The sequence below is a fragment of the Aeromonas salmonicida genome, assembly GCF_028355655.1.
Classification (GTDB): Bacteria; Pseudomonadota; Gammaproteobacteria; order Enterobacterales; family Aeromonadaceae; genus Aeromonas; species Aeromonas salmonicida.
Window position 1 is genome coordinate 1310474 of the sequence record NZ_CP110645.1, and the last position, 26731, is coordinate 1337204.

General features: G+C 59.0%; 21 protein-coding genes. 8 read left to right on the forward strand and 13 right to left on the reverse strand.

The features are described 5' to 3' along the window. Nucleotides 1–19 precede the first annotated feature (19 nt). Complete coding sequence (locus tag ONZ54_RS06475; RefSeq protein ID WP_005316972.1) at nucleotides 20–1462, forward strand: alanine/glycine:cation symporter family protein; 1443 nt, start codon at nucleotides 20–22, stop codon at nucleotides 1460–1462. Between the two features lie 101 nt (nucleotides 1463–1563). Here ONZ54_RS06475 and ONZ54_RS06480 read toward each other — a convergent pair whose 3' ends face one another. Genes ONZ54_RS06480 through ONZ54_RS06490 form a run of 3 tightly spaced genes read right to left on the reverse strand, consistent with a single transcriptional unit; the run spans nucleotide 1564 to nucleotide 5448 of the window. Beyond that, nucleotides 1564–3537, reverse strand: a complete 1974-nt coding sequence (locus tag ONZ54_RS06480) for a transglutaminase TgpA family protein (protein ID WP_271787730.1) — start codon at nucleotides 3535–3537, stop codon at nucleotides 1564–1566. Next, entirely contained in the window at nucleotides 3524–4528 is a 1005-nt protein-coding gene (locus ONZ54_RS06485) for a DUF58 domain-containing protein (RefSeq protein WP_271787731.1), read from the reverse strand. Before ONZ54_RS06485 ends, ONZ54_RS06480 begins: the two co-directional genes overlap by 14 nt. Next, the gene (locus tag ONZ54_RS06490; protein ID WP_271787732.1) at nucleotides 4528–5448 is read right to left on the reverse strand and encodes an AAA family ATPase; all 921 of its coding nucleotides are present in this window, start codon (nucleotides 5446–5448) and stop codon (nucleotides 4528–4530) included. Before ONZ54_RS06490 ends, ONZ54_RS06485 begins: the two co-directional genes overlap by 1 nt. 224 nt (nucleotides 5449–5672) lie before the next feature. Between ONZ54_RS06490 and ampC the strand changes: the two genes are divergently transcribed. The 3 genes from ampC to yidZ all read left to right on the forward strand — a co-directional run bounded on the left by ampC (nucleotide 5673) and on the right by yidZ (nucleotide 9300). Further along, nucleotides 5673–6821, forward strand: a complete 1149-nt coding sequence (ampC, locus tag ONZ54_RS06495) for an FOX/MOX family class C beta-lactamase (RefSeq protein ID WP_271787733.1) — start codon at nucleotides 5673–5675, stop codon at nucleotides 6819–6821. Nucleotides 6822–7146: 325 nt separating this feature from the next. Next, the gene (locus ONZ54_RS06500) at nucleotides 7147–8319 is read left to right on the forward strand and encodes an MFS transporter (RefSeq protein WP_271787734.1); all 1173 of its coding nucleotides are present in this window, start codon (nucleotides 7147–7149) and stop codon (nucleotides 8317–8319) included. Nucleotides 8320–8337: 18 nt separating this feature from the next. Then, nucleotides 8338–9300, forward strand: a complete 963-nt coding sequence (gene yidZ, locus ONZ54_RS06505) for an HTH-type transcriptional regulator YidZ (RefSeq protein WP_271787735.1) — start codon at nucleotides 8338–8340, stop codon at nucleotides 9298–9300. Nucleotides 9301–9437: 137 nt separating this feature from the next. Here the strand turns inward: yidZ and ruvX are convergent, their stop codons facing one another. Then, the gene (ruvX, locus tag ONZ54_RS06510; RefSeq protein WP_042037503.1) at nucleotides 9438–9860 is read right to left on the reverse strand and encodes a Holliday junction resolvase RuvX; all 423 of its coding nucleotides are present in this window, start codon (nucleotides 9858–9860) and stop codon (nucleotides 9438–9440) included. Between the two features lie 46 nt (nucleotides 9861–9906). Continuing rightward, nucleotides 9907–10461, reverse strand: a complete 555-nt coding sequence (locus ONZ54_RS06515) for a YqgE/AlgH family protein (protein WP_005316953.1) — start codon at nucleotides 10459–10461, stop codon at nucleotides 9907–9909. A gap of 117 nt (nucleotides 10462–10578) precedes the next feature. Here ONZ54_RS06515 and ONZ54_RS06520 point away from each other — a divergent pair, with 117 nt between their 5' ends. Next, nucleotides 10579–12204 carry a methyl-accepting chemotaxis protein gene (locus tag ONZ54_RS06520; RefSeq protein WP_059168429.1) on the forward strand — a complete coding sequence of 542 codons (1626 nt, stop codon included), beginning with the start codon at nucleotides 10579–10581 and terminating at the stop codon, nucleotides 12202–12204. Between the two features lie 91 nt (nucleotides 12205–12295). Here ONZ54_RS06520 and gshB read toward each other — a convergent pair whose 3' ends face one another. The 5 genes from gshB to metK all read right to left on the reverse strand — a co-directional run bounded on the left by gshB (nucleotide 12296) and on the right by metK (nucleotide 16768). Beyond that, the gene (gene gshB, locus ONZ54_RS06525) at nucleotides 12296–13249 is read right to left on the reverse strand and encodes a glutathione synthase (protein WP_021140068.1); all 954 of its coding nucleotides are present in this window, start codon (nucleotides 13247–13249) and stop codon (nucleotides 12296–12298) included. Between the two features lie 140 nt (nucleotides 13250–13389). Then, the gene (gene rsmE / locus ONZ54_RS06530) at nucleotides 13390–14121 is read right to left on the reverse strand and encodes a 16S rRNA (uracil(1498)-N(3))-methyltransferase (protein WP_271787736.1); all 732 of its coding nucleotides are present in this window, start codon (nucleotides 14119–14121) and stop codon (nucleotides 13390–13392) included. Nucleotides 14122–14251: 130 nt separating this feature from the next. After that, nucleotides 14252–14941, reverse strand: coding sequence for an endonuclease (locus ONZ54_RS06535; RefSeq protein ID WP_058393851.1), 690 nt, complete (start codon nucleotides 14939–14941; stop codon nucleotides 14252–14254). A 73-nt stretch (nucleotides 14942–15014) separates the two neighbouring features. Then, nucleotides 15015–15548 carry a SprT family zinc-dependent metalloprotease gene (locus ONZ54_RS06540; RefSeq protein ID WP_271787737.1) on the reverse strand — a complete coding sequence of 178 codons (534 nt, stop codon included), beginning with the start codon at nucleotides 15546–15548 and terminating at the stop codon, nucleotides 15015–15017. A 68-nt stretch (nucleotides 15549–15616) separates the two neighbouring features. Beyond that, entirely contained in the window at nucleotides 15617–16768 is a 1152-nt protein-coding gene (gene metK / locus ONZ54_RS06545) for a methionine adenosyltransferase (protein ID WP_021140072.1), read from the reverse strand. Between the two features lie 342 nt (nucleotides 16769–17110). Between metK and tkt the strand changes: the two genes are divergently transcribed. Next, the gene (tkt, locus tag ONZ54_RS06550) at nucleotides 17111–19102 is read left to right on the forward strand and encodes a transketolase (RefSeq protein WP_271787738.1); all 1992 of its coding nucleotides are present in this window, start codon (nucleotides 17111–17113) and stop codon (nucleotides 19100–19102) included. 218 nt (nucleotides 19103–19320) lie between these two features. Beyond that, complete coding sequence (locus ONZ54_RS06555) at nucleotides 19321–20442, forward strand: hypothetical protein (RefSeq protein WP_271787739.1); 1122 nt, start codon at nucleotides 19321–19323, stop codon at nucleotides 20440–20442. 153 nt (nucleotides 20443–20595) lie between these two features. On the opposite strand, the gene ONZ54_RS06560 is transcribed toward ONZ54_RS06555, so the two are convergent. The 3 genes from ONZ54_RS06560 to ONZ54_RS06570 all read right to left on the reverse strand — a co-directional run bounded on the left by ONZ54_RS06560 (nucleotide 20596) and on the right by ONZ54_RS06570 (nucleotide 25219). Further along, nucleotides 20596–21861, reverse strand: coding sequence for a RidA family protein (locus ONZ54_RS06560; RefSeq protein ID WP_271787740.1), 1266 nt, complete (start codon nucleotides 21859–21861; stop codon nucleotides 20596–20598). 825 nt (nucleotides 21862–22686) lie between these two features. Continuing rightward, entirely contained in the window at nucleotides 22687–23808 is a 1122-nt protein-coding gene (locus tag ONZ54_RS06565; protein WP_271787741.1) for an anhydro-N-acetylmuramic acid kinase, read from the reverse strand. 88 nt (nucleotides 23809–23896) lie between these two features. Further along, entirely contained in the window at nucleotides 23897–25219 is a 1323-nt protein-coding gene (locus tag ONZ54_RS06570) for a peptidoglycan DD-metalloendopeptidase family protein (RefSeq protein ID WP_271787742.1), read from the reverse strand. A 110-nt stretch (nucleotides 25220–25329) separates the two neighbouring features. Here ONZ54_RS06570 and tyrS point away from each other — a divergent pair, with 110 nt between their 5' ends. Next, nucleotides 25330–26529 (forward strand): tyrosine--tRNA ligase, encoded by a 1200-nt coding sequence (gene tyrS, locus ONZ54_RS06575; RefSeq protein WP_131729700.1) that lies wholly within the window; start codon nucleotides 25330–25332, stop codon nucleotides 26527–26529. Nucleotides 26530–26731 lie beyond the last annotated feature (202 nt).

A 26731-nucleotide genomic window follows, 5' to 3' on the forward strand; every position in this document is an offset into this window, starting at 1 on the left:
TGATAACAACGAGAGAAATATGGACACCTTGATCGCAATGCTAAACGACCTGATGTGGGGAGCTGTGCTCATCTACCTGCTGATAGGGGTCGGCATCTTCTTTACTTTCCGCCTGGGTTTTATTCAGGTTCGCCACTTCGGCCACATGTTCTCCGTCTTGCGCAATAGCCGCAAATCAGACAAGGCCGGTATCTCCTCCTTCCAGGCTCTTTGTACCAGCCTTGCCGCCCGTGTGGGTACCGGCAACCTGGCCGGTGTGGCCGTTGCCATCTATCTGGGTGGCCCGGGCGCCATTTTCTGGATGTGGCTGATCGCTTTCATTGGTATGGCGACGGCGTTCGTTGAGAGCACCCTGGCCCAGTTGTACAAGGTGAAGGATGAGGATGGCAACTATCGTGGTGGCCCGGCTTACTACATGGAGCGCGGTCTCGGCATGCGCTGGATGGGGGTGGTATTCTCCCTCTGTCTGCTGCTGGCATTCGGCCTGGTGTTCAATGCGGTGCAGGCCAACTCCATCAGCCTGGCGATGAAGGTAGCGTTCGGCATTCCTGACTGGGCTACCGGCCTGGCGCTGGTGGTGCTCTCTGGCCTTATCATATTCGGCGGCATTCGAGGCATAGCCCGTTTCGCCGAACTGGTGGTGCCCTTCATGGCGCTGGCCTACATACTGATGGCGCTGTTCGTGGTGGCGATGAACATCACCGAGCTGCCCGGGGTATTTGCCCTGATCATCAAGTCTGCCTTCGGCATCGAGCAGGCAGGTTCAGGCGCCATGGGTTATGCCATCTCCCAGGCGATGATCAATGGCATCAAGCGCGGTCTCTTCTCCAACGAAGCGGGTATGGGCTCTGCCCCCAACGCCGCCGCGACCGCGACGCCCTATCCGCCACACCCGGCTTCCCAAGGCTATGTACAGATGCTGGGGGTCTTCCTCGACACCATCGTCATCTGTACCTGTACTGCGGCCATCATACTGATGTCCGGTCAGTTTGAACCCGGTTCAGGCATCACGGGTGTTGAGCTGACCCAGCGTGCACTCTCTTCACAGATTGGTGGCGGTGGCAACATCTTCATCGCGGCAGCCATCTTCTTCTTCGCCTTCACCTCCATAGTGGCGAACTACTCCTACGCCGAGACCAATCTGGTGTTCCTGGAGCACAACCACAAGGGTGGCCTGATGCTGTTCCGGATGTTCGTGCTGGGCATGGTGATGTTCGGCTCAGTGGGTGAACTGCCGACCGTGTGGGCCATGGCGGATGTCTCCATGGGGCTGATGGCCATCGTCAACCTGGTGGCCATACTGCTGCTCTCCAGCGTGGCCATCAAGCTGGCCAAGGACTACAACGATCAGCTCAAGCTGGGCAAGGTGCCCACCTTCGATGCCAACAAGTACCCAGAGATCCGCAGCCAGCTGGAAGAGGGGATCTGGGATAACCCGACCCAGCACGGCAAGCAGCTTTAAACCCTGCGCAGGTCAACATGGGATGATAAAGAAGGGGAGCCATTGGCTCCCTTTCTTTTTTGGTGGATCCTTGTCGATATTCCATGCTGGCTGGATTGCCACTACCTGCGCTTGTCCCATAGCTGGCAGGTTTGGCGCAGCCGTCGTTGCAGTTGTCGCAGGGCTTGTTGCCGCCGTTGTTCGGAGAGAGGGGCATAGCGCCAGCGCCGATAGAGCCAGGCGCAGCGCTGCAGTGGCCGCGCCAGCTCGGGGTCAAGGTGGATGAGCCGCTCGCACCAGCTGGCCAGACTCTCCCCTGCGTGGGGCTGCCACCCCTGGCGGGCAGCCCGTCTGAGCAGGGGTTGCCATACCTTCAGGTGTGGCAGAGCCCGTCCCGGCCATAGCAGCAGTGTGCCGATCAGGGTGGCGACTCCCAGCAAGCAGGTCAGGATCAACCAAGGGGTATGACTGGCAAGGGCCGGCCAGCGCAACCCCACCTGTTGCCACAGCCGGGCCGCATCGTAGTTGAGCACCCGCCGCGTCCATTGATAGTCGAGGTTGGCTCCCCACCAGCGCAGCTGGTTTAGCAGGGCCCATTGGCGATAGCGCTGCAGGGAGAGGGGATCGGCGGCGGTGAACTCTTCGCTCAAGGCTGCCGTCATGCCGCCCTCGACCCGCTGCGGTGCCACCGCCGCCGTCGGGTCCAGTCGCTGCCAGTTGCCACTGTCATCCTGGTACTCCACCCAGGCATGGGCATCGAACTGATGCACCTCCAGATACTGGCCCTGTGGATTCCACTCCCCGCCGAGATAACCGGTCACCAGCCGCGCCGGGATCCCGGCTGCCCGCAGCACGAAGGCACTTGCCATGGCGTAGTGACCACAAAAACCACGCCGGCTGTTGAACAGGAAGTCATCCACCCCGTCAGGCCCCAGCAGGGGGGGCTGCAGTGTGTAGTAGAAGGGCTCGCGCCGAAAGCCGTCGAGCAGGGCGGCGACGAGCTCGGCTCGCACTGGATGGCGGGCCTTCAGTGCCTGGGCATGGGCGCGGGCTCTTGGGTTGCCGGCGGCGGGCAGTTGCAGGTTGCGCCGCAGGGTGGCGCTGTCGGCAGGCAGCGCCGTCGGCGCTGTGGTGACCCGGTAGCTGATCCTTTGATCCCCCCGATCGCGGCGATACAGGGTTGCCAGCGGGCTGACCAGCACAGGGCCGAGCAAGACGCTGGGCTGGGAGAGCGCCAGCGTCCAGCGGTGGCGCTGGGGTTCGGCGATCACCTCGTAACTGGCGGGGGGCAGGGGACCTGCGCCGGTTTGTAGCTGTATGCTTTGCATGGGCTGGGATTGCTGCCACTGCCGGGTCTCGGCACTCAGCAGCCAGCGGCGGCCATCGAATTGTTCCTGGCGCATCACCGGAAAATAGCGCTCGCTGGCGGGGGGCGGGCCATCGGCAAAGGTGACGCGAAAGGCCAGCTCGGAGGAGTTGACCAGCTCGCTGATGTCGCCGGGGGCCACCTCTTCCGAGAGCCCCGACAGGGCGCGGCTGGTGGTCGGCATCTGCCAGAGCGGGGGCAGTCTTGGCAGCACCAGAAACAGGGTCAGCAGCAGGGGGAGAGCCAGCAGCAGGGAGGCGCCGGCGCTGCGCCACGGCTGTCTCTGCTCCGGTGCTACGGCCGTCACCAGTGTGCTCACCGTCAGCCAGAGTGTGCCCGCCATGGCCAGCGCCCAGCCCATGCTCTGACGTTGCACCAGCGCCAGCGCGATGAGAAAGAAGGCGAGCAGCAGCACCTGTTCTACATCCCGCTCCCGCCGCACCTCTATCATCTTCAGACTGTAGCCGAGCCAGAGCAGGTTGATGAGGGCTGGCAGCGTGCCCAGCGCCCGCCATTGCCAGGCCAACAGCAGAACCCCCGTGATGGCCAGCAGTGCCAGTACGCGAGCGGGGGGCGATCGCCACTCCTGCCACAGCATCATGGCCCGCACGCCCAGGGTGATGGCGCCGACTGCGACGACCCAGAGCTGCAGCTGGGGCCAGAGTGCCAGCACCAGCACACCTTGCTGCAAGGCGATGAGGGGCAGCAGACGGCGATTATCGAGCAGCATTGGGAGAGCTCTCGTTTACAGATCCGGCTCTGTCATCGAAGCGGGCCAATGCCCGCTGACAGTGCCGAAGAAAGGCGGGGCCGCTCTCCGGGCCCAGGGTCTGGCCTGTCAGGGTCAGGGTGAAAGGAATGCCCCGCTTGCCATAATCGGCGCACCACCAGGCCAGGGCTGACAGTCGTTGCTCAAGATCCGTGCCTGTGACGCCTTGCAGGCTGAGGTGAGTGTCATCTTGTTCGGGTTCCTGGAACTGCTTGACCAGCAGGCCGCGCCCCTGAGCGAACTGCTTCCAGGCAATTCGGCCGAAGGGTTCCCCGACCTGGTGTGCCCGCAACATGTCAAAATCGCCGAGGGGGGCCGGACCAGCTTGACCCTGGGTACCTTTCTGCCCTGATGGCGAACCGCCCCGCAGTGGCCCATAGAGAGGCTTGGGCGAGAGCCAGGCTTCCAGTTGCAGATCCAGCAGCGACCAGCAGCGAAACAGACCGAGTGGGTAGCGGCTCTCGACCCGAAGACGGCCCAGTGGCAAGCGGCCGCGTTGCATTCCCCGCACCGGCAGGGTCAGGCTCTGGGGTGTCGAGTTTGCCTGCGCCAGCCAGAGGGAGCCTTCATTGAGGGCAAAGTGCAGCGCCTGACACGGGCGCACGCTTCGTACCGTCACCTGGATGGGGACCTGGCTGCCCGCCTCCCCCAGCACGGTCGAACCTCCCAGCAGTTCCAGCCCCAGCAGGTTGCGATGGGTAAGCCACATGGCGGCCATGAAGAGGCTGCCGAGGCAATAAGAGACCAGCAGCACCAGGTTGTTCTGGTAGTTTGTTCCGAGCAGGTAGATGGCGATCATCACCAGCAGATAGAGCAGCCCCATGCGGGTGGGCAGGATAAACAGGCTGCGCGGCCCCAGAGCCATCTGGCGGGCGGGGGGGATACGGCGGGTCAGCCAGCGTTGCTGCCACTGCTCCCTGAACCGGCGCCAGCCCAGCAGGGGGCGTTTCATCAAGGATTGTCCGGACTGACGCTGGCCAGCAGGCGCTGGCTCAGGGGGCTGGCCTCGCCGCGCTGTACCCCGAAGCTGCCTCTGAGCCTGTGCTCGGCAACGTAGGGGAAGACGGCCTGCACATCCTCCACAGTGACGAAACGGCGCCCCGCCACCAATGACCAGGCCCGGCTCACCGCCAGCAAGGTCTGGGCCGCTCTGGGGGAGAGAGGTTGGGGCAGCTCGGCATCGAAACGGCTCTGCTGTACCAGCGCCAGCAGGTAGTCGAGGGTGGCATCGGAGACATGAATGGCATCCACCTCGGCCTGCAGGGTGGCCAGCCCGGCAGCATCCAGTTGCCGGGTCAGGGGGCTGGTCTGGTTACCGCTTCGCAGCAGCTGGCGTTCGGCCTCCCGTGGTGGAAAGCCGAGCGACAGGCGCACGGCGAAGCGATCGAGCTGGGACTCGGGCAAGGGATAGGTGCCCGCCTGATCCGCCGGATTCTGGGTGGCGATGACGAAGAAGGGGGCGGGGAGCGGGTGGGTGTGGCCCTCTATGCTCACCTTGCCCTCGGCCATGGCCTCCAACAGGGCACTTTGCACCTTGGGGCTGGCACGGTTGATCTCGTCCGCCAGCAGCACCTGGGTAAAGACGGGGCCGGGGTGAAAGCGAAATTGTTGCTGGTGGGGGTCAAAGATCTGCAGCCCCAGCAGGTCGGCGGGCAGCAGATCAGCGGTGAACTGTACCCGTCGGCAGTCGAGCCCCAGCACCTGTGCCAGCCCGTGGGCCAGGGTGGTTTTGCCCATGCCGGGCAGATCCTCGATCAGCAGGTGACCACGGGCCAGCAGGGTGACCAGGGCTATCTTGAGTTGCAAGGGCTTACCCAAAATCACCTGCTCCAGTGCCGCCAGCAGCCCTGCTATCTGTTCTTGTGCTTTCACTCGTGCTTCCCCCTGTGTCTCATTGCCCCTACAGCTTATACGTCAGCGATGGAGGAGGGGGCAACGAAAGGGCAAGCCATTGAGCCGGGTCATTTTTGGGGCGACTTCACACAGACTTCACTCTGGTTCACTGTGGGCACATGGAGCTCATCTATGCTGACGCACGGATTGACTGTGCCAGCCATGGGGTTGGCGTTACCTACATTCATCATGAGACTCATCAAATGGAAAAAGCTACAACCCGGTCGCTGTTGGTACTGAGTACCCTGCTGCTCTCCCCCTTATCCCATGCAAAAGAAGCCGAGGCCCTGACGGCCGTGGTGGATGGCGCCATCCAGCCTTTGCTCAAGGAGCACAGGGTTCCGGGCATGGCGGTCGCCGTGCTCAAAGAAGGCAAGGCGCACTACTTCAACTACGGGGTGGCGGATCGGGAGAGCGGAGCTCGCGTCAGCGAGCAGACCCTGTTCGAGATTGGTTCGGTCAGCAAGACACTGACCGCGACCCTTGGCGCCTATGCCGCGGTCAAGGGTGGTTTTCAGCTGGAGGACAAGGCGAGCCAGCATGCGCCCTGGCTGAAAGGCTCCGCCTTCGACGGCATCACCATGGCCGAACTCGCCACCTACAGTGCGGGCGGTCTGCCGTTGCAATTCCCCGACGAGGTGGATTCCACCGACAAGATGCGTGCCTATTATCGCCAGTGGACGCCAGCCTACCCGGCGGGTACCCATCGCCAGTATTCCAACCCCAGCATAGGTCTGTTTGGTCACCTGGCCGCGAATAGTCTGGGCCAGCCGTTTGAGCAACTGATGAGCCAGACCCTGCTGCCCAAGCTGGGTTTGCATCACACCTATATCCAGGTGCCGGAGTCGGCCATGGCGAATTATGCCTATGGCTACTCGAAGGAAGACAAGCCCGTCAGGGTCAATCCGGGCGTGCTGGCTGACGAGGCCTATGGCATCAAGACCGGCTCTGCGGATCTGCTGAAGTTTGTCGAGGCGAACATGGGGTATCAGGGAGATGCCGCGGTAAAAAGCGCGATCGCGCTGACCCACACAGGTTTCTACTCTGTGGGGGAAATGACCCAGGGACTGGGCTGGGAGAGTTATGCCTATCCGGTGACCGAGCAGACATTGCTGGAGGGCAACTCCCCGGCGGTGACTTACAATGCCAACCCGGTCAAACCTGTTGCCGCGTCCCAAGAGATGGGGGGAGCGCGACTCTACAACAAGACGGGCTCGACCGGCGGCTTTGGGGCCTATGTGGTGTTCGTGCCGGCCAAGGGGATAGGCATCGTCATGCTGGCCAACCGCAACTATCCCATCGAGGCCAGGGTCAAGGCGGCTCACGCCATCCTGAGCCAGCTGGCTGAGTGACAGTGCGGTTGTTTTGATTGAGATGAGTACGCCGGGATTGCCCGGCGTACTTTTTGGTGCTGCCTGGCACGGCCATCGTTCACGTTAATGCCCAAATAGCTCGGCACTTAAAATAAAATGTCCAAATTGGAATGTACCGATCGCCATCTCTTCACTAGGTGCAGGAGGGGGTCGCCCATATAGTTCCCCCATTGCGACCCTGTTCGTTGTCATGTTCGTTACTACGTTCGTTACTACGTTCGTTACCACCTTGGCCCCGCCCACTCTGGCCGCCTGTTTCAGCCGTCAGGCGGGTGCTTGCGGGCCACTCTGTTATGGAGCATCCATGGGTATTTTCCTGTTGTGCAGTTTTCTGATGATCATCCTCTATCCGGTCGGGATCGATCTCTATCTGGTGGCGGTGCCCCAGATTGCCGACACCCTGCAGGCGAGCGAGGCGCAGATCCACACCGCCTTCTCCATTTATCTGTTCGGTATGGCGGCCACCGTGCTGCTGGGGGGAATGATTGCGGATCGTTACGGACGGCGCTGGGTGGTGATCGGGGGCGCCCTCATCTTTGTCATCGCCTCGCTGGTGGCGGCCAATGCGGCGGGGATCAGCCAGTTTTATCTCGGCCGTTTCTGGCAGGGCGTCGGGGCGGGGGCGCTCTATATCATGACCTTTACCGTGCTGCGGGATGTATTGAGCCAGGAGCGGCTGGCGATGGCGCTCTCGATGATCAATGGCGTCATCTGCGTGATCCCTGTGCTGGCTCCGGTGCTCGGTTATCTCATCCTGTCCCACTTTGACTGGCGCGGGATCTTCGTGGCGATGGCGCTGGTGGCGGCCATTAGCGGTCTGGTGAACTTGTTGCTGCTCAAGGAGACCCGTCCTGCCCGGCAACCGGGGAGTGACACGGCGTTGCCCTTCGCCCTGCTGCGCTCCCCGCGCTTTATGCTGCTCTCCCTGCTGACCAGTGCCAGCGTGACGTCCATTTTGGTCTACGTCAGCGTCTCGCCACTGATCCTGATGAAGGAGTTTGGCTTTACCACCGAGCAGTACTCCATCGTGATGATGGTGATGGCCGGGGTGAGCATGTCTACCTCCTTCCTGACTCCATTGTTGTTGCGCCGCCTGGGCAAACAGCAGGTGCTGGCGCTCTCCCATCTGGCCTATCTGCTGGCGGCGTGCTTGCTGCTCGGTAGCTGGCAGTCGGGAGGGGATATCCACTTGCTGCTGCCGGGGTTTGCACTGGTCTGCGTTGGCTTTTCTTGCGGCTTCGGGGTGGCGATGGGGGAGGCGCTCGATGGTTGCCAGCACAATGTGGCGTTCGCCAGCGCCGTGCTCTGCATCATGCAGATCAGTCTCTCCGGCCTCTATATCTGGTTGCTGGGCCAGCTGGGCTTTGCCCCGACCGAGATGCTGATCTACGCCCTGTTGCTGGCACAGCTCAGTTACCTGGCCGTCAAAGGACTGCTACCATTGCTCGCGGTACGTGAAGCGCAGTCGCGGGGATAACGAAAGATGAGAGGGGATATGCGCAATCTGGGTGAGCTCGATTTGAACCTGCTGGTGGTCTTCAAGTACCTGATGCAGGCGCGCAGTGTGGCAGGGGCGGCCAAAAAGCTCTGTGTCACCCCGTCTGCGGTGAGCAAATCCCTCGCCAAACTGCGGGACTGGTTTGATGATCCCCTGTTTGTACGGGTGCGGCAGGGGTTGCAGCCCACCAACCTCTCCCTGACCCTGGAGGAGGAGCTGAAGGTCTGGTTCCAGCTCACTGACACCATCACCTCGCTCAACAGCGAGGCGATCCCCGACGGGGCCCGCTTTAGTCTGGTAATGGAGTCGCCTTTCTACATCAGCTTCCTGAGCGACTTGCCCATGGCCATCTACCAGAAGTACCCCAACTCTGTGGTCAGGATGCTGGGGTGGGATCACCATTCCCTCAATGACATTGTCAACGGGGATGCGGATCTGGGATTTTGTGCCAGGGAAACCTATGCCCGCTCCCGGGCCAAGGTCAACCGGTTGCCCTACTACATCGACCATGAGGTGCTGTTCACCGATCGCCCCGTGGTCTTTCTGCGCAAGGATCACCCCCTGCTCGAGCAGAAGTGGTCGCTGGAGAACTTTCTGGCGTCTCCTCAGGTCAGCATGGTGTGGGAAGCGAATGACAGCTGGGCTCTCGACAGTCTGCTGGAGGAGGAGGGGCTGAAACGAAATGTGCCCATCATGGTCTCCAGCTTCGAGCAGGCGTTGCATATTGCCGCCCAGTCCAGCCACGAGCTGATTGCCATCGCCCCTTCCTACTGCGGCGGTTATGCGGCCAAGCATCACGACAACCTGATTGCCATGCCGCTACCGCTGTCCGAGAAGCTCTACGCCCAGTTGGAGATTGCCTTCGTTCTGCTCTGGCACAAACGCCACAATCAGGATGTTAAGGTGATGTGGCTGCGCAACGAAATCCGGCGACTCTACAACGACGTATCGCCACGCTAATGTCGCAGTCACGGTTCCCATGGGGCATTCGGAACACCTGAGTCTGACAGAGGATGAGGCGCTGGCGCCTGATCAGTCACAGGCATGATGGGGGAGTATGTGGCAAGGGCTGAGGCCCTTGCCTTGTTGTTTCTGGATTAGCCGTACTGCTCTTCCATCCAGGCTTCCAGAATGAGCTGGGCGGAAACCCCGTCCACGCTGCCTTTATCGAGCGCCTTGTAGCCACCCCGTTCAAACAGGCGGGCGCGGGCATCCGTGGTGGTGAGCCGCTCGTCCTTGAACTCCACCTGCTTGCCGAAGCGGCCGTGCAGGCGATTGCCGAATTTGCGAGCCCGCACAGTGATCTCCTGCTCTGTACCATCCATGTTCAGCGGCAGGCCGACCACCAGCAGATCCGGTTGCCACTCCTTGAGCAGCTTCTCGACGTCGTCCCAGTTGGGCACACCGTCGTTGGCCTTGATGGCGCGCAGGGGCTGGGCCGTGCCGGTGAGCTCCTGTCCGATGGCGACCCCTATGCTCTTGGTGCCGTAGTCGAAGCCCATGATACTGCGTGATGACATTGAATATTTTCCTCAAAACGCATCGCAAAATGCGTGGCAAACGGCATCAGCTATGGCCGATGTCGCTGGATAGATGAATGGGATTGACCCCTATGCTGGCGGCCGCTTGCTGCCAGCGTTGATGAATGGGGGTCTTGAAGACCAGATCCGGGTTGGGCGGTATCACCAGCCAGGCCCCATCCACCAGTTCCTGTTCCAGTTGACCTGCACTCCAGCCTGCGTAGCCGAGCGCCACCAACCAGTGATCCGGTGCCTGTTCGGTGCCCAGGGTTTCCAGTATGTCCTTGGAGGTGGTGACCATGAGTTCGTCCCCCACCTGCAGGGTGGAGTTGAACCCGGGACGGAAGCTGTGCAGCACGAAGCCGCGATCAGCATGCACAGGCCCCCCTTGCAGCACCGGCTGTTTGAGCTCCGGGCTGGGCGGTGGTGCGAGTTTGAGCTGGGTCAGCATGGCATCCAGTGACATGTCCACCGGGATATTGACCACCAGCCCCATGGCACCCTCTTCATTGTGCTCGCACAGATAGACCAGCGAACGTTCGAAATAGGGATCGGAGAGGCTCGGCATGGCGAGCAGAAAATGATTTTGCAGTGTTTGCATATGGGCCAAATATTGCAAAGGTATTTGAAGCAATTATGGCAGCTCGCCTCGTTGGGCAAAACCGCTTTTTACCAGCAGGGTCTAGGCTATCAGTATATTTCGAGTGGAGAGAAAGCCATGGAAGGTATTTCGATCAGACAGAAGTTGATTCTGGGTTGCGTTGTGCCCCTGTTGGCACTGTTGGCCTTGCTGGTCGGTGCAACCCAGGCTATGTCCCAGTTGATGGCGGGAATGAACGCCATGTATCAGGGAGAGGTGGTACAGCTCAAGGAGCTCAAGCAGATTGCCGATCTCTACGCGGTCAAGGTGATCGATGCGGCCAATAAAGCCAATGTGGGGGGCATAGCACCGTCCAACGCCAAGGCTGACATGCAGCAGGCGCAGCGGGAGATAGCGCAGATCTGGCAGCAATACCGGAGTCGGGAGATGAGCGCGGCCGAACAGCAGGAGGCCGCCAGTGTGCAGGCCTTGTTTGGTGCCGCCGATCAGCAGATTGCTGCCGTGGTGGCTGTGCTGGATCAGATGCAGGGGGAGGCGCGGGATTTGCTGGCTGCCCGCATCATGCCCCTCTACGGGGTGATAGATCCGGTGAGCGACGGTGTGAGCGCGCTGGTGGAATTCCAGCTCAAGGAGGCGGAGCAAAATATTGGCGAGCTCAATGATCTCCGGCAGCAACTATTCCAGCTCTTTATCCTGATGTTTGTGGTGGGGGGGGCCTGCATTCTGTTCTTCGGTGTGTGGGCAGGGCGTAGCGTCAGTCAACCTTTGGTCGCCATGGGCGGGATCTTGCGCGGCATGCAGACCGATCTCGACTTGAGCAAGCTGGTACCCGTGCTACGCAAAGATGAGATGGGCGGGCTGGCTCATTCACTCAACGAGGTGATCTGCCATTTTCGTGAGCTCATCACCCAGATCAACGGCATGGCGGAGCAGCTTGCCACAGCGTCGGCCCATCTGGCCCACATCGGCATGCAGAGCCGGGGGCGCTTCGCAGAGCAACAGGCAGAAACGGATCAGACCGCAACCGCCATGAACCAGATGAGTGCAACTGTGGCCGAGGTGGCGAACAGTTCCAACAGCGCCGCTGATGCGGCGCACCATGCCCACGAGAGTGCCCGTCACGGCCACCATATCGTCGAAGATGCCATCTTGCGCATGTCCGGCCTCTCCGCCCAGATCCAGAACACGGCCGCCATGATCACCCAGCTGGCGGATGACAGCCGCAATATCAGCAGCGTGATGGATGCCATTCGTGGCATTGCCGAGCAGACCAACCTGCTGGCGCTCAATGCGGCCATCGAAGCGGCGCGGGCCGGCGATCAGGGTCGCGGCTTTGCCGTGGTGGCCGATGAGGTGCGTACCCTTGCCCAGCGCACTCAGCGCTCTACCGAAGAGATCGGCAAGACCATCGTCAAGTTGCAGCAGGGGGCCAGCGAGGCGGCCTCCAGCATGGAACTGGGGCTGAGTCAGGTTGAGGAGTCCAATCGCACCGTGCTGGCCTGTGGTCAGGCCCTCGGCGAGATAGTGAGTTCGGTCAATGTGATCAACGAGATGAACACCCATATCGCCACGGCGGCTGAGGAGCAGAGCAAGGTAGCCGAGGAGATCACCCGCAACGTGGTCAACATAGCCCACATAGCGACCGAGTCGACCAGGGCCGCTTCCGAGTTGAACCAGAGTTGTCATGAGCTGGAGCAGCTGTCGAGCGATCTCAAGGTGAAGGTAGGGCAGTTCCGCTGCTAAAGGGTGCCGGGATAAATGAGGTAACAGGATGAAAAAGAAGAGGCGGCCCAGGGGCCGCCTCTTCTTTTATTGCCGTTTAGTGGTGAGCCACTCAGGCTTTCGCCAGCCGACGCTCGATGGCATCCATCAGCATGCCGGTGATGGAGACGTCAAAGGCGGCCTCGATCTCGCGGATGCAGGTCGGGCTGGTGACGTTAATCTCGGTCAGCCTATCGCCAATGATGTCGAGGCCGACGAAGATGAGGCCCTTCTCTTTGAGGGTCGGGCCGACGGCGCGGGCGATGGCCCAGTCCGCTTCGCTCAAGGGGCGTGCCTCGCCACGGCCACCGGCCGCCAGGTTGCCACGGGTCTCCCCCTGTGCCGGAATGCGCGCCAGGCAGTAGGGAACCGGTTCACCGTCCACCACCAGCACCCGCTTGTCGCCATCCTTGATGGCGGGCAGATAGGTCTGCGCCATGCAGTACTGGCTGCCATGTTCAGTCAGGGTTTCGATGATGACACCGACGTTGGCGTCATCTTCCTTCATACGGAAGATGGAGGCGCCACCCATGCCGTCCAGCGGTTTGAGGATCACGTCTTTGTGTTTGGCGTGGAAGGCCCGCAGTTTGTCTGCTCTGCGAGTGACGAGCGTGGTCGGGGTGTGTTCGGCAAACCAGGCGGTGTAGAGCTTCTCGTTGGCATCGCGCAGGCTCTGGGGCTTGTTGACGATGAGGCAGCCCTCATCCTCGGCTCGCTCCAGCATATAGGTGGCATAGATGAACTCTGTGTCGAAGGGGGGATCCTTGCGCATCAGGATCACATCCAGGGTGGAGAGGGGCTGATCGATCACCTCGCCCAGGTTGAACCAGTCGGCATAGTCATATTTGACGGTCAGCGGGCGCATGGTGCCAAAGGCGCGACCGGCTTCCATGTAGAGATCCGACATCTCCAGATAGAAGAGCTCATAGCCGCGCTTTTGCGCCTCTTCAAGCATGGCAAAGCTGGAATCTTTCTTGATATTGATGGCCGAAATCGGGTCCATCACTATGCCGAGTTTAATGGTCATCCGAATATCCTTCTTAATGGCTCGATTGGGTTGTAGGGTCGATTAGCGCAGCGTAATCGGCCGTTTGAGGCTGTCATCATTCGCTGTCGCCACGCAGTTTATCGACACTGCCCGCGCAGGTATGGCGCTGCCCGCAGGTATTAAGCGAGATCACCGAATCGGCACTGCAGCGCGGTAATGGCGGTCAGGGCGGCGGTTTCGGTGCGCAGCACCCGCGGCCCCAGCAGCATCTCTTTGAAATCTTCCTGCACGGTACGGGCGATCTCGTCGCTCGACAAGCCCCCTTCCGGACCGATCAGCAGGCGCACCCCGTGTTCCGGCACCGGCAGTGTGTTGATGCTGTAGGGCGCGCGCGGGTGCAGGTTGAGCTTGAGCTCTTGGGTCTCTTCCGCCAGCCAGGCATCGAGCTCCATCGGCATGCGAACTTCGGGCACCACATTGCGGCCGCACTGCTCGCAGGCGCTGATCACCACCTTCTGCCACTGCTCGCGTTTCTTCTCCAGCCTGTCGGCGGGCAGCTTGACGCCGCAGCGCTCGGAGAAGAGCGGCGTGATGCAGGTGACACCCAGCTCGACGGATTTCTGGATGGTGAAGTCCATCTTGTCGCCCCGGCTGATCACCTGGCCCAGATGGATGGCGAAGGGGGATTCCACCGCGCGCTGCTCGCAACTGTCGATGGTCACTTCAACCGATTTCTTGCCGACCAGGGTGATGGTGGCGGCATATTGATTGCCGTCGCCATTGAACAGCTCGAGCTGCTGGCCCGGCTGCATGCGCAGTACCCGGCCGATGTGGTTGGCACCGTCTTCCGACAGGGCGAGGGTCTGGCCAACTTGCAGGGTGGCCGCTTCATAGATACGTGGAATGCGCATGGCTGATTATCAGTCTCTTGCTTGGAAACCCTTCAATATCCTACTGCGAGGCGTTGAGCAAGGCTCACGCGGCAGAGGTTGAAGGGGTTCATGATGAGAGGGGGCGCTCCCCCTCCTTAGTCAAATGGGGTTATCGGCACTGCTTTTCAATGAAGGGATTGGTATTGCCCTGCAGCTTGCCGATGCGGCGGTTGCGCTCGCACTCCCAGCTATCTGCCGGGTACTGCCTGTCCCAGGCTTCGAACAGTTTACGTTGTTGCGCGGCGAGGCGCAGCCCGTGTTGCTGGCTCATATAGAGGTAGGCGCGGGCGATCTGGCCTCGTACCAGCCCCTTGGGTGGTTGCACCCGGCGCTCCTTGAAGTCCACCAGCATCTGGCACTGGCCGTATTGATCCGGCTTGCCGTTCCAGTCGGAGAAACGGTAGTTGGCCCGATCGCCATTTACCTCGCCGATGGCGGGGAAGAGGTTGTGCATGTCCCCCTCCATCTTGTTGAACTCATCGCTCTTGCTGCAATTTTTGCGTCCACCCTGCTGCCAGCACTGCAGTTGATGGCCAAATTCCCAGGCGGGTACCACGTGTTCCCACTCGATACGGGCGGCTCGTTTGGGCTGCTTGCGCGGTTCATAACCGCAGCTGGCCAGATCCGGGCTCATTTTTTTGCCCTGATAGCGAATGTCGCAGCCGCAGTAGAAGGTGGTGACTGTGGGCTGGGTTTGATAGAGCTTGACCAGATCCTGCTTGGCGGTGCGAAAAGTCTGGGCATGAAGGGGCAGGCTGACCAACAGAGTCAGGGCGACAGAGAGCAGGGGACGAAACATGAAGATCCTTGGCAATAAAACGGTTGGACGAAAAGAGAAGGCACCCTAACACAGGGTTGCGACACGGGCTGGCTTACTGTGCAGGCACTGGCACCTGCTGTTCCCGCTCCAGGGGCTGCTTGCAACGGCGGCAGTGGTAGCGGGCGTCACCGCGCACCACCTTGTTGTGGCGGCGAACCGACAGCTGATGCTGCTGGCAGTGACAGCGATAAGGCACTGTGCGTTGGGCCAGCACCGTCAGATCGAAGCTGTGGGTGGTTCTGGGCTCAAGCCCGAACAGCTCCCGCATCAGCGACTGCCACTGCTGGCCGTGGGGCAATACCCTATGCTTGCCCCGACCCTCACCCCAGAGGGCATAGACCAGCAGATGGGCCACTTCATGGGGCACCACCTCGTCCAGAAACGCCTGCTGGTTGGCCTGATAGAGGGCAGGGTTGAAGCGCAGCTCCCAGGTCTGCAGCCTCGCCGAACCCGCCGCCCGGCCCCGCATATTGCAGTGGATGCGCGGACGGGCAAAGGTGCGACCGAGGCGCGCCTCGGCCTGCACGAAACAGGCGTCGACCCGCTGATACAGCAGTTGTTCGAGATGAGCAGGGGTAGCAGACATGGGATTTCCGTCGGTCGGCAGACAAGCAAAAGGGGAGCCAGGCTCCCCTTTTATCACAACTGAGTGCCTTAGAGGCCAGCAGCGGAGCGCAGCAGCTCGGCCTTGTCGGTCTGCTCCCAAGGGAACTCTTCGCGACCGAAGTGACCGTAGGCAGCGGTAGCCTGGTAGATGGGGCGCTTCAGATCCAGCATCTCGATCAGGCCATACGGGCGCAGTTCGAAGTGCTCGCGTACCAGCTTGACCAGCAGATCCTCGGCCACCTTGGCGGTACCGAAGGTTTCGACGCTGATGGAGGTCGGCTCGGCCACGCCGATGGCGTAGGAGATCTGGATCTCGCAGCGATCCGCCAGACCGGCGGCGACTATGTTCTTGGCCACGTAGCGGGCAGCGTAGGCGGCGGAGCGGTCAACCTTGGACGGATCCTTGCCGGAGAAGGCGCCACCACCGTGACGGGCCATGCCGCCGTAGGTGTCGACGATGATCTTGCGACCGGTCAGACCGCAGTCACCCATGGGGCCGCCGATAACGAAACGGCCAGTCGGGTTGATGAAGTATTTGGTGTCCTTGGTGATCCACTCTGCCGGCAGCACAGGCTTGATGATCTCTTCGCGCACCGCTTCCACCAGATCTTTGTGGCTGATGGACTCGCTGTGCTGGGTAGAAAGCACAACGGCATCCACACCCAGGATCTTGCCTGCGTCGTCGTAGGCGAAGGTGAGCTGGCTCTTGGCATCCGGACGCAGCCACGGCAGGGTGCCGTTCTTGCGCACTTCGGCCTGACGCTTCACCAGCAGGTGAGAGTAGGTGATGGGGGCGGGCATCAGCACGTCGGTTTCGTTGGTGGCGTAGCCAAACATCAGGCCCTGGTCACCAGCGCCCTGCTCCAGCGGATCGCTGCGGTCAACACCCTGATTGATGTCAGGGGACTGCTTGCCGATGGCGTTCAGCACGGCGCAAGAGTCAGCGTCGAAGCCCATGTCGGAGTGGGTGTAGCCGATGTCACGCACTGTATCGCGCACTATCTCTTCGATATCAACCCAGGCAGAGGTGGTTACTTCACCCGCTACCATGACCATACCGGTCTTGACCAGGGTCTCACAGGCGACACGGGCCTTGGTATCTTGCTTGAGGATGGCGTCCAGTACCGCATCGGAGATCTGGTCCGCAATCTTGTCGGGATGGCCTTCGGAGACCGACTCGGAAGTAAACAGCTTTGCCATGATGGGATTCTCAGCTTGTCTGGGGTTATCGCCACAGCAATAACCGGGTGATGATAGGATGATTGTAGAGGTATCTACATCTGGACGTCCATTTTAGTTAGCGCCCTTCTCGATTGCCAGCACTATTTTGGTTTTGCCCCGTGCTGGCCGAACAAGATACGTGCTTTACCCCATTTGGGGTGCAAGCCGATGACAACTCAATCGTTTGCCTTGGCAAGAAAAGCGATTGAGCTCCCAAAGCCACTTTATTCGCCCAGATAATATTTGCACCGCACGCCCCCTGCTGGGACAATAACGCGCCTTAATCTTGGCCATCAAATGAAGCAATCGCAGGAGATACAGATGCCTTCTCGTAAAGAGCTTGCCAATGCCATTCGCGCATTGAGTATGGATGCCGTTCAAAAAGCCAACTCCGGTCACCCGGGCGCCCCCATGGGAATGGCGGATATCGCCGAAGTGTTGTGGCGCAGCCACCTCAAGCATAACCCGAACAACCCCAAGTGGGCCGACCGCGACCGTTTCATTCTGTCTAACGGCCACGGCTCCATGCTGCTGTACTCTCTGCTGCATCTCTCCGGTTATGACCTCTCCATCGACGATCTGAAAAACTTCCGCCAGCTGCACTCTCGCACCCCGGGCCACCCCGAGTACGGTTATGCGCCAGGCATCGAAACTACCACAGGCCCGCTGGGTCAGGGCATCACCAATGCCGTGGGCATGGCGATCGCCGAAAAAGCCATGGCCGAGCAGTTCAACCAGCCGGGTCACGACATCGTTGACCACTACACCTACGCCTTCATGGGCGACGGCTGCCTGATGGAAGGCATCTCCCACGAGGCTTGCTCCCTGGCAGGTACCCTGCAACTGGGCAAACTGATCGCGTTCTGGGATGACAACGGTATCTCCATCGACGGTCACGTTGAAGGCTGGTTCACCGACGACACCCCCAAGCGTTTCGAAGCCTACGGCTGGCACGTGATTGCTGCCGTTGACGGTCACAGCCCGGAAGCCATCAATGCCGCCATCGAAGCCGCCAAGGCCGAGACCGGCAAGCCGACCCTGATCTGCTGCCGCACCATCATCGGTTACGGTTCACCGAACAAGTCCGGTTCTCACGATTGCCACGGCTCACCGCTGGGCAACGACGAGATCGCCGCCGCTCGTGCCTTCCTGAAGTGGGACCACGCACCGTTCGTTATTCCGTCCGACATCGCCGCCGAGTGGAACGGTCAGGAGAAGGGCACCAAGCTGGAAGCCGACTGGGCTGCCAAGTTTGCCGCCTATGAAGCCGCTCACCCGGCGCTGGCTGCCGAGTTCAAGCGTCGCACCGCAGGCGAGCTGCCGGCCAACTGGGCCGCTGAATCTGCCAAGATCATCGAGACCCTGCAAGCCAACCCGGCCAAGATTGCGACCCGTAAAGCGTCCCAGAACTCTCTGGAAGCGTTCGGCAAGCTGCTGCCCGAGTTCATGGGTGGTTCCGCTGACCTGGCTCCGTCCAACCTGACCATGTGGTCCGGTTCCAAGTCGCTCACCCCCGAGAGCGCGGCAGGCAACTACATCCACTACGGTGTGCGCGAGTTCGCCATGTCCGCCATCATGAACGGTATCGCCCTGCACGGTGGTTTCATCCCCTACGGCGCCACCTTCCTGATGTTCATGGAGTACGCCCGCAACGCCCTGCGTATGGCCGCCCTGATGAAGCAGCGCGCCATCTTCGTTTACACTCACGACTCCATCGGTCTGGGTGAAGATGGCCCGACTCACCAGCCGGTCGAGCAGATCGCCTCCCTGCGTCTGACCCCGAACATGAGCACCTGGCGCCCATGTGACCAGGTTGAATCCGCCATCGCCTGGAAGCACGCCATCGAGCGTATGGACGGCCCGACTGCGCTGATCTTCTCCCGCCAGAACCTGCCCCAGATGGACCGTACCGCCCAGCAATTGGCCGATACCGCCAAGGGTGGTTATGTGCTGAAAGACTGCGCCGGCACCCCGGAGCTGATCCTGATCGCCACCGGTTCCGAAGTGGAGCTGGCCGTGGCCGGCTATGAGCAGCTGACTGCCAAGGGACGCGCCGTGCGCGTGGTTTCCCTGCCGGCCACCGACGTATTCGACGCCCAGTCTGCCGAGTACAAGGAGTCCGTCCTGCCGTCTTCCGTCACCAAGCGCGTGGCCATCGAAGCGGGCATCGCCGACTACTGGTACAAGTACGTCGGTTTCGGTGGCAAGATCATCGGTATGACCACCTTCGGTGAGTCTGCACCGGCCGAGCTGCTGTTCAAGGAATTCGGCTTTACCGTGGAAAACGTGGTTGCGACCGCAGAGTCCCTGTAATCGCTGAACATTGGGTCAATCTGACTCAATAGCCGGAACGATAAAACGCCCTCCATCGCAAGATGGGGGGCTTTTATTTCAAAAATGGATATTGTCCAATGAATTTTTGGTATTTTTTAGTTACTGATAATTTATTTTGAGTATCATAGTGTTCCTTGTCTGTTCTAGTGAAATTTAAACATCAGGTGGAAAGGTGAATTTAGCTTTAGGGGGTTGGAATGAAAGCGTTTGGTGTGGGTTGCCTAAACTTTTCTTTTAAAGAGGGAATAACTAGAGAAATTACAGTTCAAGAGTATATTGATGAGGTTAAACTTTCTTTAGAAAAGCTATCCACTGTAAGTGACGTTGAAATAATTTTTGATTATGACGTAAAAAATGAAAAGATTCAGACATGTGAATCCACCAAAATGAGGAATGGTGAGCCATGTCACCCTCTTATTCCATTATATAAACTGTCATTTAATCTTTATTTGCCCAAAAGAGTTCAAGGTGAGCTTATTGGTAAAGAACGAGATAATATAGATACTGACTCAGATAATTTCAAAGTTTTATTCATACATGACTGGCATGGACCTTTTACTATCGTTGAATCCATTGGTGCAGGCAGAAGTTCATCTCCATCAACAGCAATACAAGTAGTTAGGGAGTATTTTAAAAAGGAGATCGGTTTAGTTAGTTCTATTTTGCAACTTGATTACATTGGCCCATCACCATTTCATGCTGATTTTTTCTTTAGTGAGTCATCGAAAGAAAACATTGATGAATTCAAAGTATTTGAATTAAATCACACGAAGGTTCCAGGTTATGATGATTTAAGTTTCTCTTATTCTAAGAATGTGTTTGAGTCTGAAGATATTGCTTTTGATGAGTTTGTTTTTGAGTTGTCTAGTGAGGTTGGTTTTTATTATGAACTGGAGGCAATGAATCGTAAGCGGCTTTTGGATTGGTGTGTTATACAAGATAAGCTGCATGATCTAATGAGGCTGGAAGATGATGGATATAAGAAGACATTGAAGGATCGAATATCATATAGGCCAAAACTATTAAGTGGCTTATATCGAGATATTGGTCTTTATAAAGGCCAAGAGATTCAATTTAAAAACACATGTCAGCAACACTATTCATCAATATATAAAAGTGGAAAATATAGTAATTATCTAATGCATTTTGTTGATGATTTAATAAACAACTGGCCATCTTATCCTATTGCAGAAACAGCTGAAATAATAAGTTATTTTGAAAGTAAAAGTAGTAAGTCAATGGAGTTGGTCATTATCTTCTTAGCTTCCGTTTTTGGTGGTGCAGTCGGTGCTGGTATTACAGTTATTTTTGGGAGTTAACTATTATTCTGGGGTTGGTGATGTGTGGCGTGATGTGATTATAATTAATAAAAAATCCCGCCCCCCTGAATTTACATTATTTAAAAATGAAAATCATAAACATGTAAAAAGAGACCGGCCATAAGCCGGTCTCTTTTTTATTTACCGCAACACTTACGCCTGCGGCGGGGTACTTTCCGCATTGGAGAGTACTGCATCCATCTGCACCAAGGCGCCGGCGGGCAGCTCGCTCACGCCAATGACGGTGCGGGCGGGCAGATAGCTCGGGAAATAGCGGGTATAGACGGCATCCACCTCGGCCAGATCCGCGATGTTCTTCAGCTGAATATTGACCTTGACGATATCGTCCATCACATGGTCGATGCTCTCGACGATGGCTTTTATATTGCTGAGGCACTGGGCTGTCTGCTCTTTGACACAACCAGTCAGGATCTTGCCGGTGGTGATATCCAGCGGCAGTTGAGCGGCCAGATGGTTGTAGTGGGAGAAAGCGACAGTCTGGCAATGGAGCGGGCTGCGCGGTGCCTTGTCGGTATTGCGGGCAGCGATCACCAGATTGTGACGGTCTTCTACCAGTTGCGGCGGTGTGCCGTCACCGTGGGAGATGACCGCATCCATCTGCACCCGGGCACCCATTGGCAGGGCGGCGGCACTGATCACCGAGCGGGCGGGCAGATAGGCCACGGCGCGGGCAATGGCGGAGTCGGGGAAGAAGGTGGTGTAGACCTCGTTGACGGTCTCCAGATCGGCGAGGCTGGTCAGATAGATATTCACTTTGACGATATCGTCAAACGGCACGTCGATGCTTTCCAGCACGGTCTTGATATTGCGCAGGCATTGACCTGCCTGCTCCTTGATGCCACCGGCGACCAGCTTGCCCGAGGACGCATCGACCGGCAGTTGCGCGCCTATGTTGTTGTAGTGAGAGAAGGCGACTGTATGGGTCGAGAGCGGGTTGTGCGGTGCCTTGTCGCTGTTGCGGGCCAGTTTCACCAGGGCGCAGGGTGCCTGCGGGAAGGTGCCTTCGCCATTGGAGATGATGGCGTCGATCTGCACCTGGGCATCCAGCGGCAGGGCGGCCACAGCGAGTGTGGTACGGGTCGGCAGATAGCTTGGGAAGAATTCGCGATAGACGGCGTCGACCGCCTCCAGATCCGAAATGTCTTTGAGGAAGATAGTGGCTTTGACCATATCGTCCATCACGTGGCCAATGCTCTCTATGATTGCCTTGAGGTTATTCAGGCACTGTCTGGCCTGTACTTTGACGTCGCCACTCACCATCTTGCCGGTCTTGGGATCGACCGGTAACTGGGCAGAAATATTGTTGTAATGAGAGAACGCCACCGTCTGGGTGTAGGGGCCCAGATCCTGGGGGGCATGGGTGGTATTTCTTGCAGCCTTGATGATGGTGCCACTCATAGATATTCCTCTTTTTAGTATTCGTTGTTAACTCAGGTACAGGTTCGTCCCATCCGAGTGCGCCAGCAGGTGCATCCCCGGTTATATATTTAATCCACTCAATAGCTGAATGGGATAAGAGAGGAAGGGACAGGGTTGATTATTTCAGACGAGGCGATTCTATGAGTGGCCATCAGGGGATGCAAACCAGTGATTGCGTTTCTATGAGATGGCTCAACGCTTGGAAATATAGCTGTTTTGCTATTCAATTCAGGGTGAATACGATTCCTCGGTGGATCAAACAGGTCTGGCATCGCGGGCGAGCCCGTGTGGACTGGGTTCTTCCCCTTGCGGGGGAGGGGGCTGTGCTGTGAACGAGGCGTTAAAAATATGCGTCCTCTTGCGGTTAATCTATTTTATTGTGCATAGATATGTATTTTAAATCGTTTTGGGCATCTATCCAGTCCGCTAAAAATATGCTAGCCCAAGGTCATCCAAAGGCTAATAAAGATGTGGCTGGAATATAATTCAATATATTGCATAGACGATGTTTTTTATTGCACTTGAATAGCCGCTTGTGCGCTTATTCTGATGATATTTGCCGCGCAAAATAGAGAGGTAAATATGCCATAAGGGTGCAGTCGTCCTGTGAGCGGGTCGTGATGGTGGGGTGAGATGATGGGGCCAGATGCTGGCTTACCCGCTTTGGGTGACGCCGGTCGGGCAGTCAGTGTCACTTATCCGGCGGGGTATAGGGTTGTGCGATTAGCGACCGTGTATGGGAGGGCTGCTTGCCCTCCCTTGCTGGCAGTGATCGGGGTAATAGGTGGTGCTCCCAGTTGGCGATCAGGCGGGATAGAGGGCACCCAGGACGGCAAGACGGCTGGCACCGGTAACGGCGGGCAGGTTGCCGGGTTTGCGGTGGATAAAACGCTCTGCCAGCCAGGCAAATGCCGCTCCCTCCATCCAGTCGGGGGCAATCCCCAGCTCGGTCGTGCTGGCGATGCGCCAGTGGGGCAGTAGGCTGGCCAGCTCAGCCAGCAAGGGGCCATTATGAGCACCGCCACCACAGACGAAGAGCTCGGTTTTGGGCTGGTTGATCCCGGGGGATTCGGGAGGGACGGGCAGCTGACGAGCGATACTGTGGCAGGTGAGCGCCTGCAGGGTGCGCTGCACATCCACCGGCGCGTAGCCACTGTCTGCCAGCTCATCATCGAGCCAAGCGAGGGTGAACATCTCTCGACCGGTACTCTTGGGGGCGGGGGAGGCGAAGTAGGGGTGAGCCAGCAGCTTTTCCAGCAGTGCCGGGATCAGCCGGCCGCTGGCGGCCCATTGGCCACCGGCATCGTAGTTGCCGCCGTCTGGCTGATGACGGCGATACCAGCCATCGAGCAGGGTGTTGGCGGGGCCGGTATCGAAGCCATACACCCCGCCCGCGTTGCCCGGCAGTACCGAGATATTGGCGATGCCGCCGAGGTTCAGCACCACTCGCAGGGCGCCGGGTTTGGCAAACAGCGCCTGATGGAAGGCGGGCACCAGGGGCGCCCCCTGACCGCCGAGGGCCATGTCCATGGTACGAAAGTCGGCGATGACGTCGATGCCGGTCAGCGCCGCCAGCAGGGCCGCGTTGCCGATCTGCAGGGTAAAGCCGAGCTGGGGGCGGTGGCGAATGGTCTGGCCGTGGCTGCCGATGGCGCGAATAGCGGCAGGGGCAAGGCCCGCCTTGGCGAGCAGGGCCTGAGCGGCGGCGGCAAATTCCTGCGCCACTTGCTGGTCGGCGACCCCCAGCCTGTCTATCTCGTTGTCGCCGGGCGTACAGAGGGCATGAAGCGCATGCGCCATGTCGGCAGGCCAGGGGTGGCCGAGTGCTGCTTCGACCCGTAGTTCATCCCCGTCAATCATCACCAGTACGGCATCAATCCCGTCCATGCTGGTGCCGGACATCAGCCCAATGTAGCGCTCAATCATGAGATGTCCTTATTTATCGAGATAAAGATGTGGAACAAGGGTTCAGCGTTCGCCTTTTTCTGCGGCGTGGTCAGAGGCTGATGACGCATTAACTGCCGTTGCTATCTCGTTTGTTCTGGGCCAGCTGCAGCTCGGGTTTGTCGAGTTGGTCGAGTTTGGCCAGTTGCGGCGTTGCCAGCAGTTTGAAGTTGGCCAGCTCCCGCCCTGTGAGGGTCTCGGCCTGCGGCAGATTGAGGGTGCGCGGGTTCTTGTGAATGCCGCCCACCACAAATTCATAGTGCAGGTGCGGGCCTGTTACCCGACCTGTCCCCCCCAGGGTGCCAATGGTCTGCCCCTGTTTCACCCGCTGACCTTTATTGACGGTGCGTTTGGAGAGGTGCAGGTACTTGGTCACATAGTTGCCGGCGTGCTTGATGAAGACATAGTTGCCGTTGAACTGGTTGTAACCGGCCGCCACTACGCTGCCGCCGCCCGCCGCCATGATGGGGGTGCCCACCGGTGCCACATAGTCGATGCCATTGTGGGGACGCACCTTGCCGGTGACCGGGTGCAGGCGGCGCGGATTGAAGTTGGAGCTGATGTATTTGAAGTTGACTGGCGCGCGCAGGAAGCTCTTGCGCATCGCCTTGCCTTCCGGTGTGTAGTAGTTGCCATCCTCGTTCAGTACGGCGCGATAGATGGCGCCCTGATTGATGAACTCGGCGGCCAGAATGTCGCCGGAGGCCACTCGCTCGTCATCCTGGAATTTTTCCTGATAGACAACCCGAAAGCTGTCCCCGGGTTGCAGGTCCTGTGCGAAGTCGATGTCCCAGCCGAAGATGGCGGCGAGATCCATGATCTGATCTTCGGTCATCCCCGCCTCGACGGCGGCCCCCCAGAAGCTGGAGCGTATCTCGCCTCGGGTAACTTGTTCGCGGGTATCGAGTTCCAGCTTGACCGGTTTGGCCACGAAGCTCTCGGCCTTGCGGCTTACTTTCAACGCCTGTTCCAGGCTGTGGGGGTAATAAAGGCTGTGCAGATCGCCATTTTTGGTGAGCTTGAAGGTGAGTTCTTGCCCGGGACGCAACATGCGCAGGGGGTCGCTGCCGTCGAGTTGATCGATCAGGTGCAGATCCGTGGTGCTGAGCCCCAGCCGCTGGAAGATGACGCCCATGTTGTCGCCACGACGCACTTTCACCTGTTTGGTGACATAGCTCGGCTTGGGCGGGATAGCCGCTTGCCCGGCTTGTGCCAACAGATCGTCGCCGTCCGGTTGCGGCTCGGCGGCTAGCTCGTTGCTGTTGTCATCGACCCGGGTGGCGACTGCCCGTTCGCTTGGCCAGGCCGCCAGCATCATCACCATGATGCTCAAAATCAGCACCATCTTGCGGTGCCAGGTGGGAAGAGAGTTGAAGGCGTTCCAAATGACCATGAGAAGCTGACGAAGTCGGGCAGAATGAGCGGATTTTACAGCCTTTCCAATTAGCTCGCCATTCCAGTAATATGTTTGGCCCTGTGGAATCGTGATTGGAGTGTCAAAAAATGTCCCAGCTCGAGGTGGCGCTAGCCGAGATCAAGCGCGGAGCGGAAGAAATTCTGGTTGAAGAAGAACTGGTTGCCAAGTTGAAGGAAGGGCGCCCGCTGCGCATCAAGCTGGGGATGGACCCGACGGCTCCCGACATTCACCTGGGTCATACCGTGATCCTCAACAAGCTGAAGACCTTCCAGGATCTGGGCCACGAGATCATTCTGCTGATCGGCGATTTCACCGCCATGGTGGGTGATCCCTCCGGCAAGAACAGTACTCGTCCGCCGCTCTCCGAAGAGGCCATCAAGCACAACGCCCTCACCTATGCGGAGCAGGCGTTCAAGATCCTCGATCCCGCCAAGACTCGCATCGAGTACAACTCCAGCTGGCTGGGCGAGCTGGGCGCGACCGGCATGATCAAGCTGGCGGCCAAGCAGACCGTGGCCCGCATGATGGAGCGCGACGATTTCAAGAAGCGCTACACCGGCGGCCAGTCCATCGCCATTCACGAATTCCTCTATCCGCTGCTGCAAGGCTATGACTCGGTTGCGCTCAAAGCGGACGTCGAGCTCGGCGGTACCGATCAGAAGTTCAACCTGCTGATGGGCCGCGAGCTGCAAAAAGATGCCGGCATGGCCGCCCAGTGCGTGCTGATGATGCCGCTGCTGGTGGGTCTGGATGGCGTCAAGAAGATGTCCAAATCCGCCGCCAACTACATAGGCGTGCACGATGCCCCGGGCGAGATGTTCGGCAAGATCATGTCCATCACAGATGACCTGATGTGGAACTACTACGAGCTGCTCTCCTCTCGTCCCTTGGCCGAGATTGAAGCGTTCAAGGCCGGTATCGCCGCGAACACCCTGAATCCCCGTGACGTGAAGATCTGGCTGGCGAAAGAGATCATCGCTCGCTATCACGACGAAGCGGCAGCGGAAGCGGCCCACGAAGATTTCACCCAGCGTTTCTCCAAGAACGCCATTCCGGACGAGATGCCGGAAGTCGAACTGGCGCTGGAAGGTGACGGTCTGGCCATCGCCAACCTGCTCAAAGATGCCGATCTGGTGGCCACCACCTCCGAAGCACTGCGCATGATCAAGCAGGGCGCGGTCAAGCGTGACGGCGAGAAGCTGGAAGATGGCAAGGCACTCATAGGTGCCGGTACCGCCGTTTATCAGGTCGGCAAGCGCAAGTTTGCCCGGGTCACCGTCAAGTAAGCCAGTCTCTCTACGAGACTTGCTTTGTGGCTGTCTCCCGAGCACTGCCTGTGCTCGGGAGACAGCACTTGCAAGCTGTCCCATTGCGATGGTTTGCAAGATAACTCTCCCTTCTTGCTAGCTGTCTACCCCTCTCTCGCCTCTTGCTGTCTGACTTGCCTTGTCCGTTTGCTCTCATACTATCCGCGGCGGCGGAGAACAC

What these genes read in the sequence shown, in the direction of transcription:
- tkt (WP_271787738.1), top strand. Translation starts at nt 17,111, where the DNA reads ATGCCTTCTCGTAAAGAGCTTGCCAATGCCATTCGCGCATTGAGTATG.
- ONZ54_RS06540 (WP_271787737.1), bottom strand. Translation starts at nt 15,548, where the DNA reads ATGTCTGCTACCCCTGCTCATCTCGAACAACTGCTGTATCAGCGGGTC.
- yidZ (WP_271787735.1), top strand. Translation starts at nt 8,338, where the DNA reads ATGCGCAATCTGGGTGAGCTCGATTTGAACCTGCTGGTGGTCTTCAAG.
- ONZ54_RS06500 (WP_271787734.1), top strand. Translation starts at nt 7,147, where the DNA reads ATGGGTATTTTCCTGTTGTGCAGTTTTCTGATGATCATCCTCTATCCG.
- ONZ54_RS06475 (WP_005316972.1), top strand. Translation starts at nt 20, where the DNA reads ATGGACACCTTGATCGCAATGCTAAACGACCTGATGTGGGGAGCTGTG.
- ONZ54_RS06565 (WP_271787741.1), bottom strand. Translation starts at nt 23,808, where the DNA reads ATGATTGAGCGCTACATTGGGCTGATGTCCGGCACCAGCATGGACGGG.
- tyrS (WP_131729700.1), top strand. Translation starts at nt 25,330, where the DNA reads ATGTCCCAGCTCGAGGTGGCGCTAGCCGAGATCAAGCGCGGAGCGGAA.
- gshB (WP_021140068.1), bottom strand. Translation starts at nt 13,249, where the DNA reads ATGACCATTAAACTCGGCATAGTGATGGACCCGATTTCGGCCATCAAT.
- metK (WP_021140072.1), bottom strand. Translation starts at nt 16,768, where the DNA reads ATGGCAAAGCTGTTTACTTCCGAGTCGGTCTCCGAAGGCCATCCCGAC.
- ONZ54_RS06555 (WP_271787739.1), top strand. Translation starts at nt 19,321, where the DNA reads ATGAAAGCGTTTGGTGTGGGTTGCCTAAACTTTTCTTTTAAAGAGGGA.
- ruvX (WP_042037503.1), bottom strand. Translation starts at nt 9,860, where the DNA reads ATGTCATCACGCAGTATCATGGGCTTCGACTACGGCACCAAGAGCATA.
- ONZ54_RS06480 (WP_271787730.1), bottom strand. Translation starts at nt 3,537, where the DNA reads ATGCTGCTCGATAATCGCCGTCTGCTGCCCCTCATCGCCTTGCAGCAA.
- ONZ54_RS06570 (WP_271787742.1), bottom strand. Translation starts at nt 25,219, where the DNA reads ATGGTCATTTGGAACGCCTTCAACTCTCTTCCCACCTGGCACCGCAAG.
- ONZ54_RS06535 (WP_058393851.1), bottom strand. Translation starts at nt 14,941, where the DNA reads ATGTTTCGTCCCCTGCTCTCTGTCGCCCTGACTCTGTTGGTCAGCCTG.
- ampC (WP_271787733.1), top strand. Translation starts at nt 5,673, where the DNA reads ATGGAAAAAGCTACAACCCGGTCGCTGTTGGTACTGAGTACCCTGCTG.
- ONZ54_RS06520 (WP_059168429.1), top strand. Translation starts at nt 10,579, where the DNA reads ATGGAAGGTATTTCGATCAGACAGAAGTTGATTCTGGGTTGCGTTGTG.
- rsmE (WP_271787736.1), bottom strand. Translation starts at nt 14,121, where the DNA reads ATGCGCATTCCACGTATCTATGAAGCGGCCACCCTGCAAGTTGGCCAG.
- ONZ54_RS06560 (WP_271787740.1), bottom strand. Translation starts at nt 21,861, where the DNA reads ATGAGTGGCACCATCATCAAGGCTGCAAGAAATACCACCCATGCCCCC.
- ONZ54_RS06515 (WP_005316953.1), bottom strand. Translation starts at nt 10,461, where the DNA reads ATGCAAACACTGCAAAATCATTTTCTGCTCGCCATGCCGAGCCTCTCC.
- ONZ54_RS06485 (WP_271787731.1), bottom strand. Translation starts at nt 4,528, where the DNA reads ATGAAACGCCCCCTGCTGGGCTGGCGCCGGTTCAGGGAGCAGTGGCAG.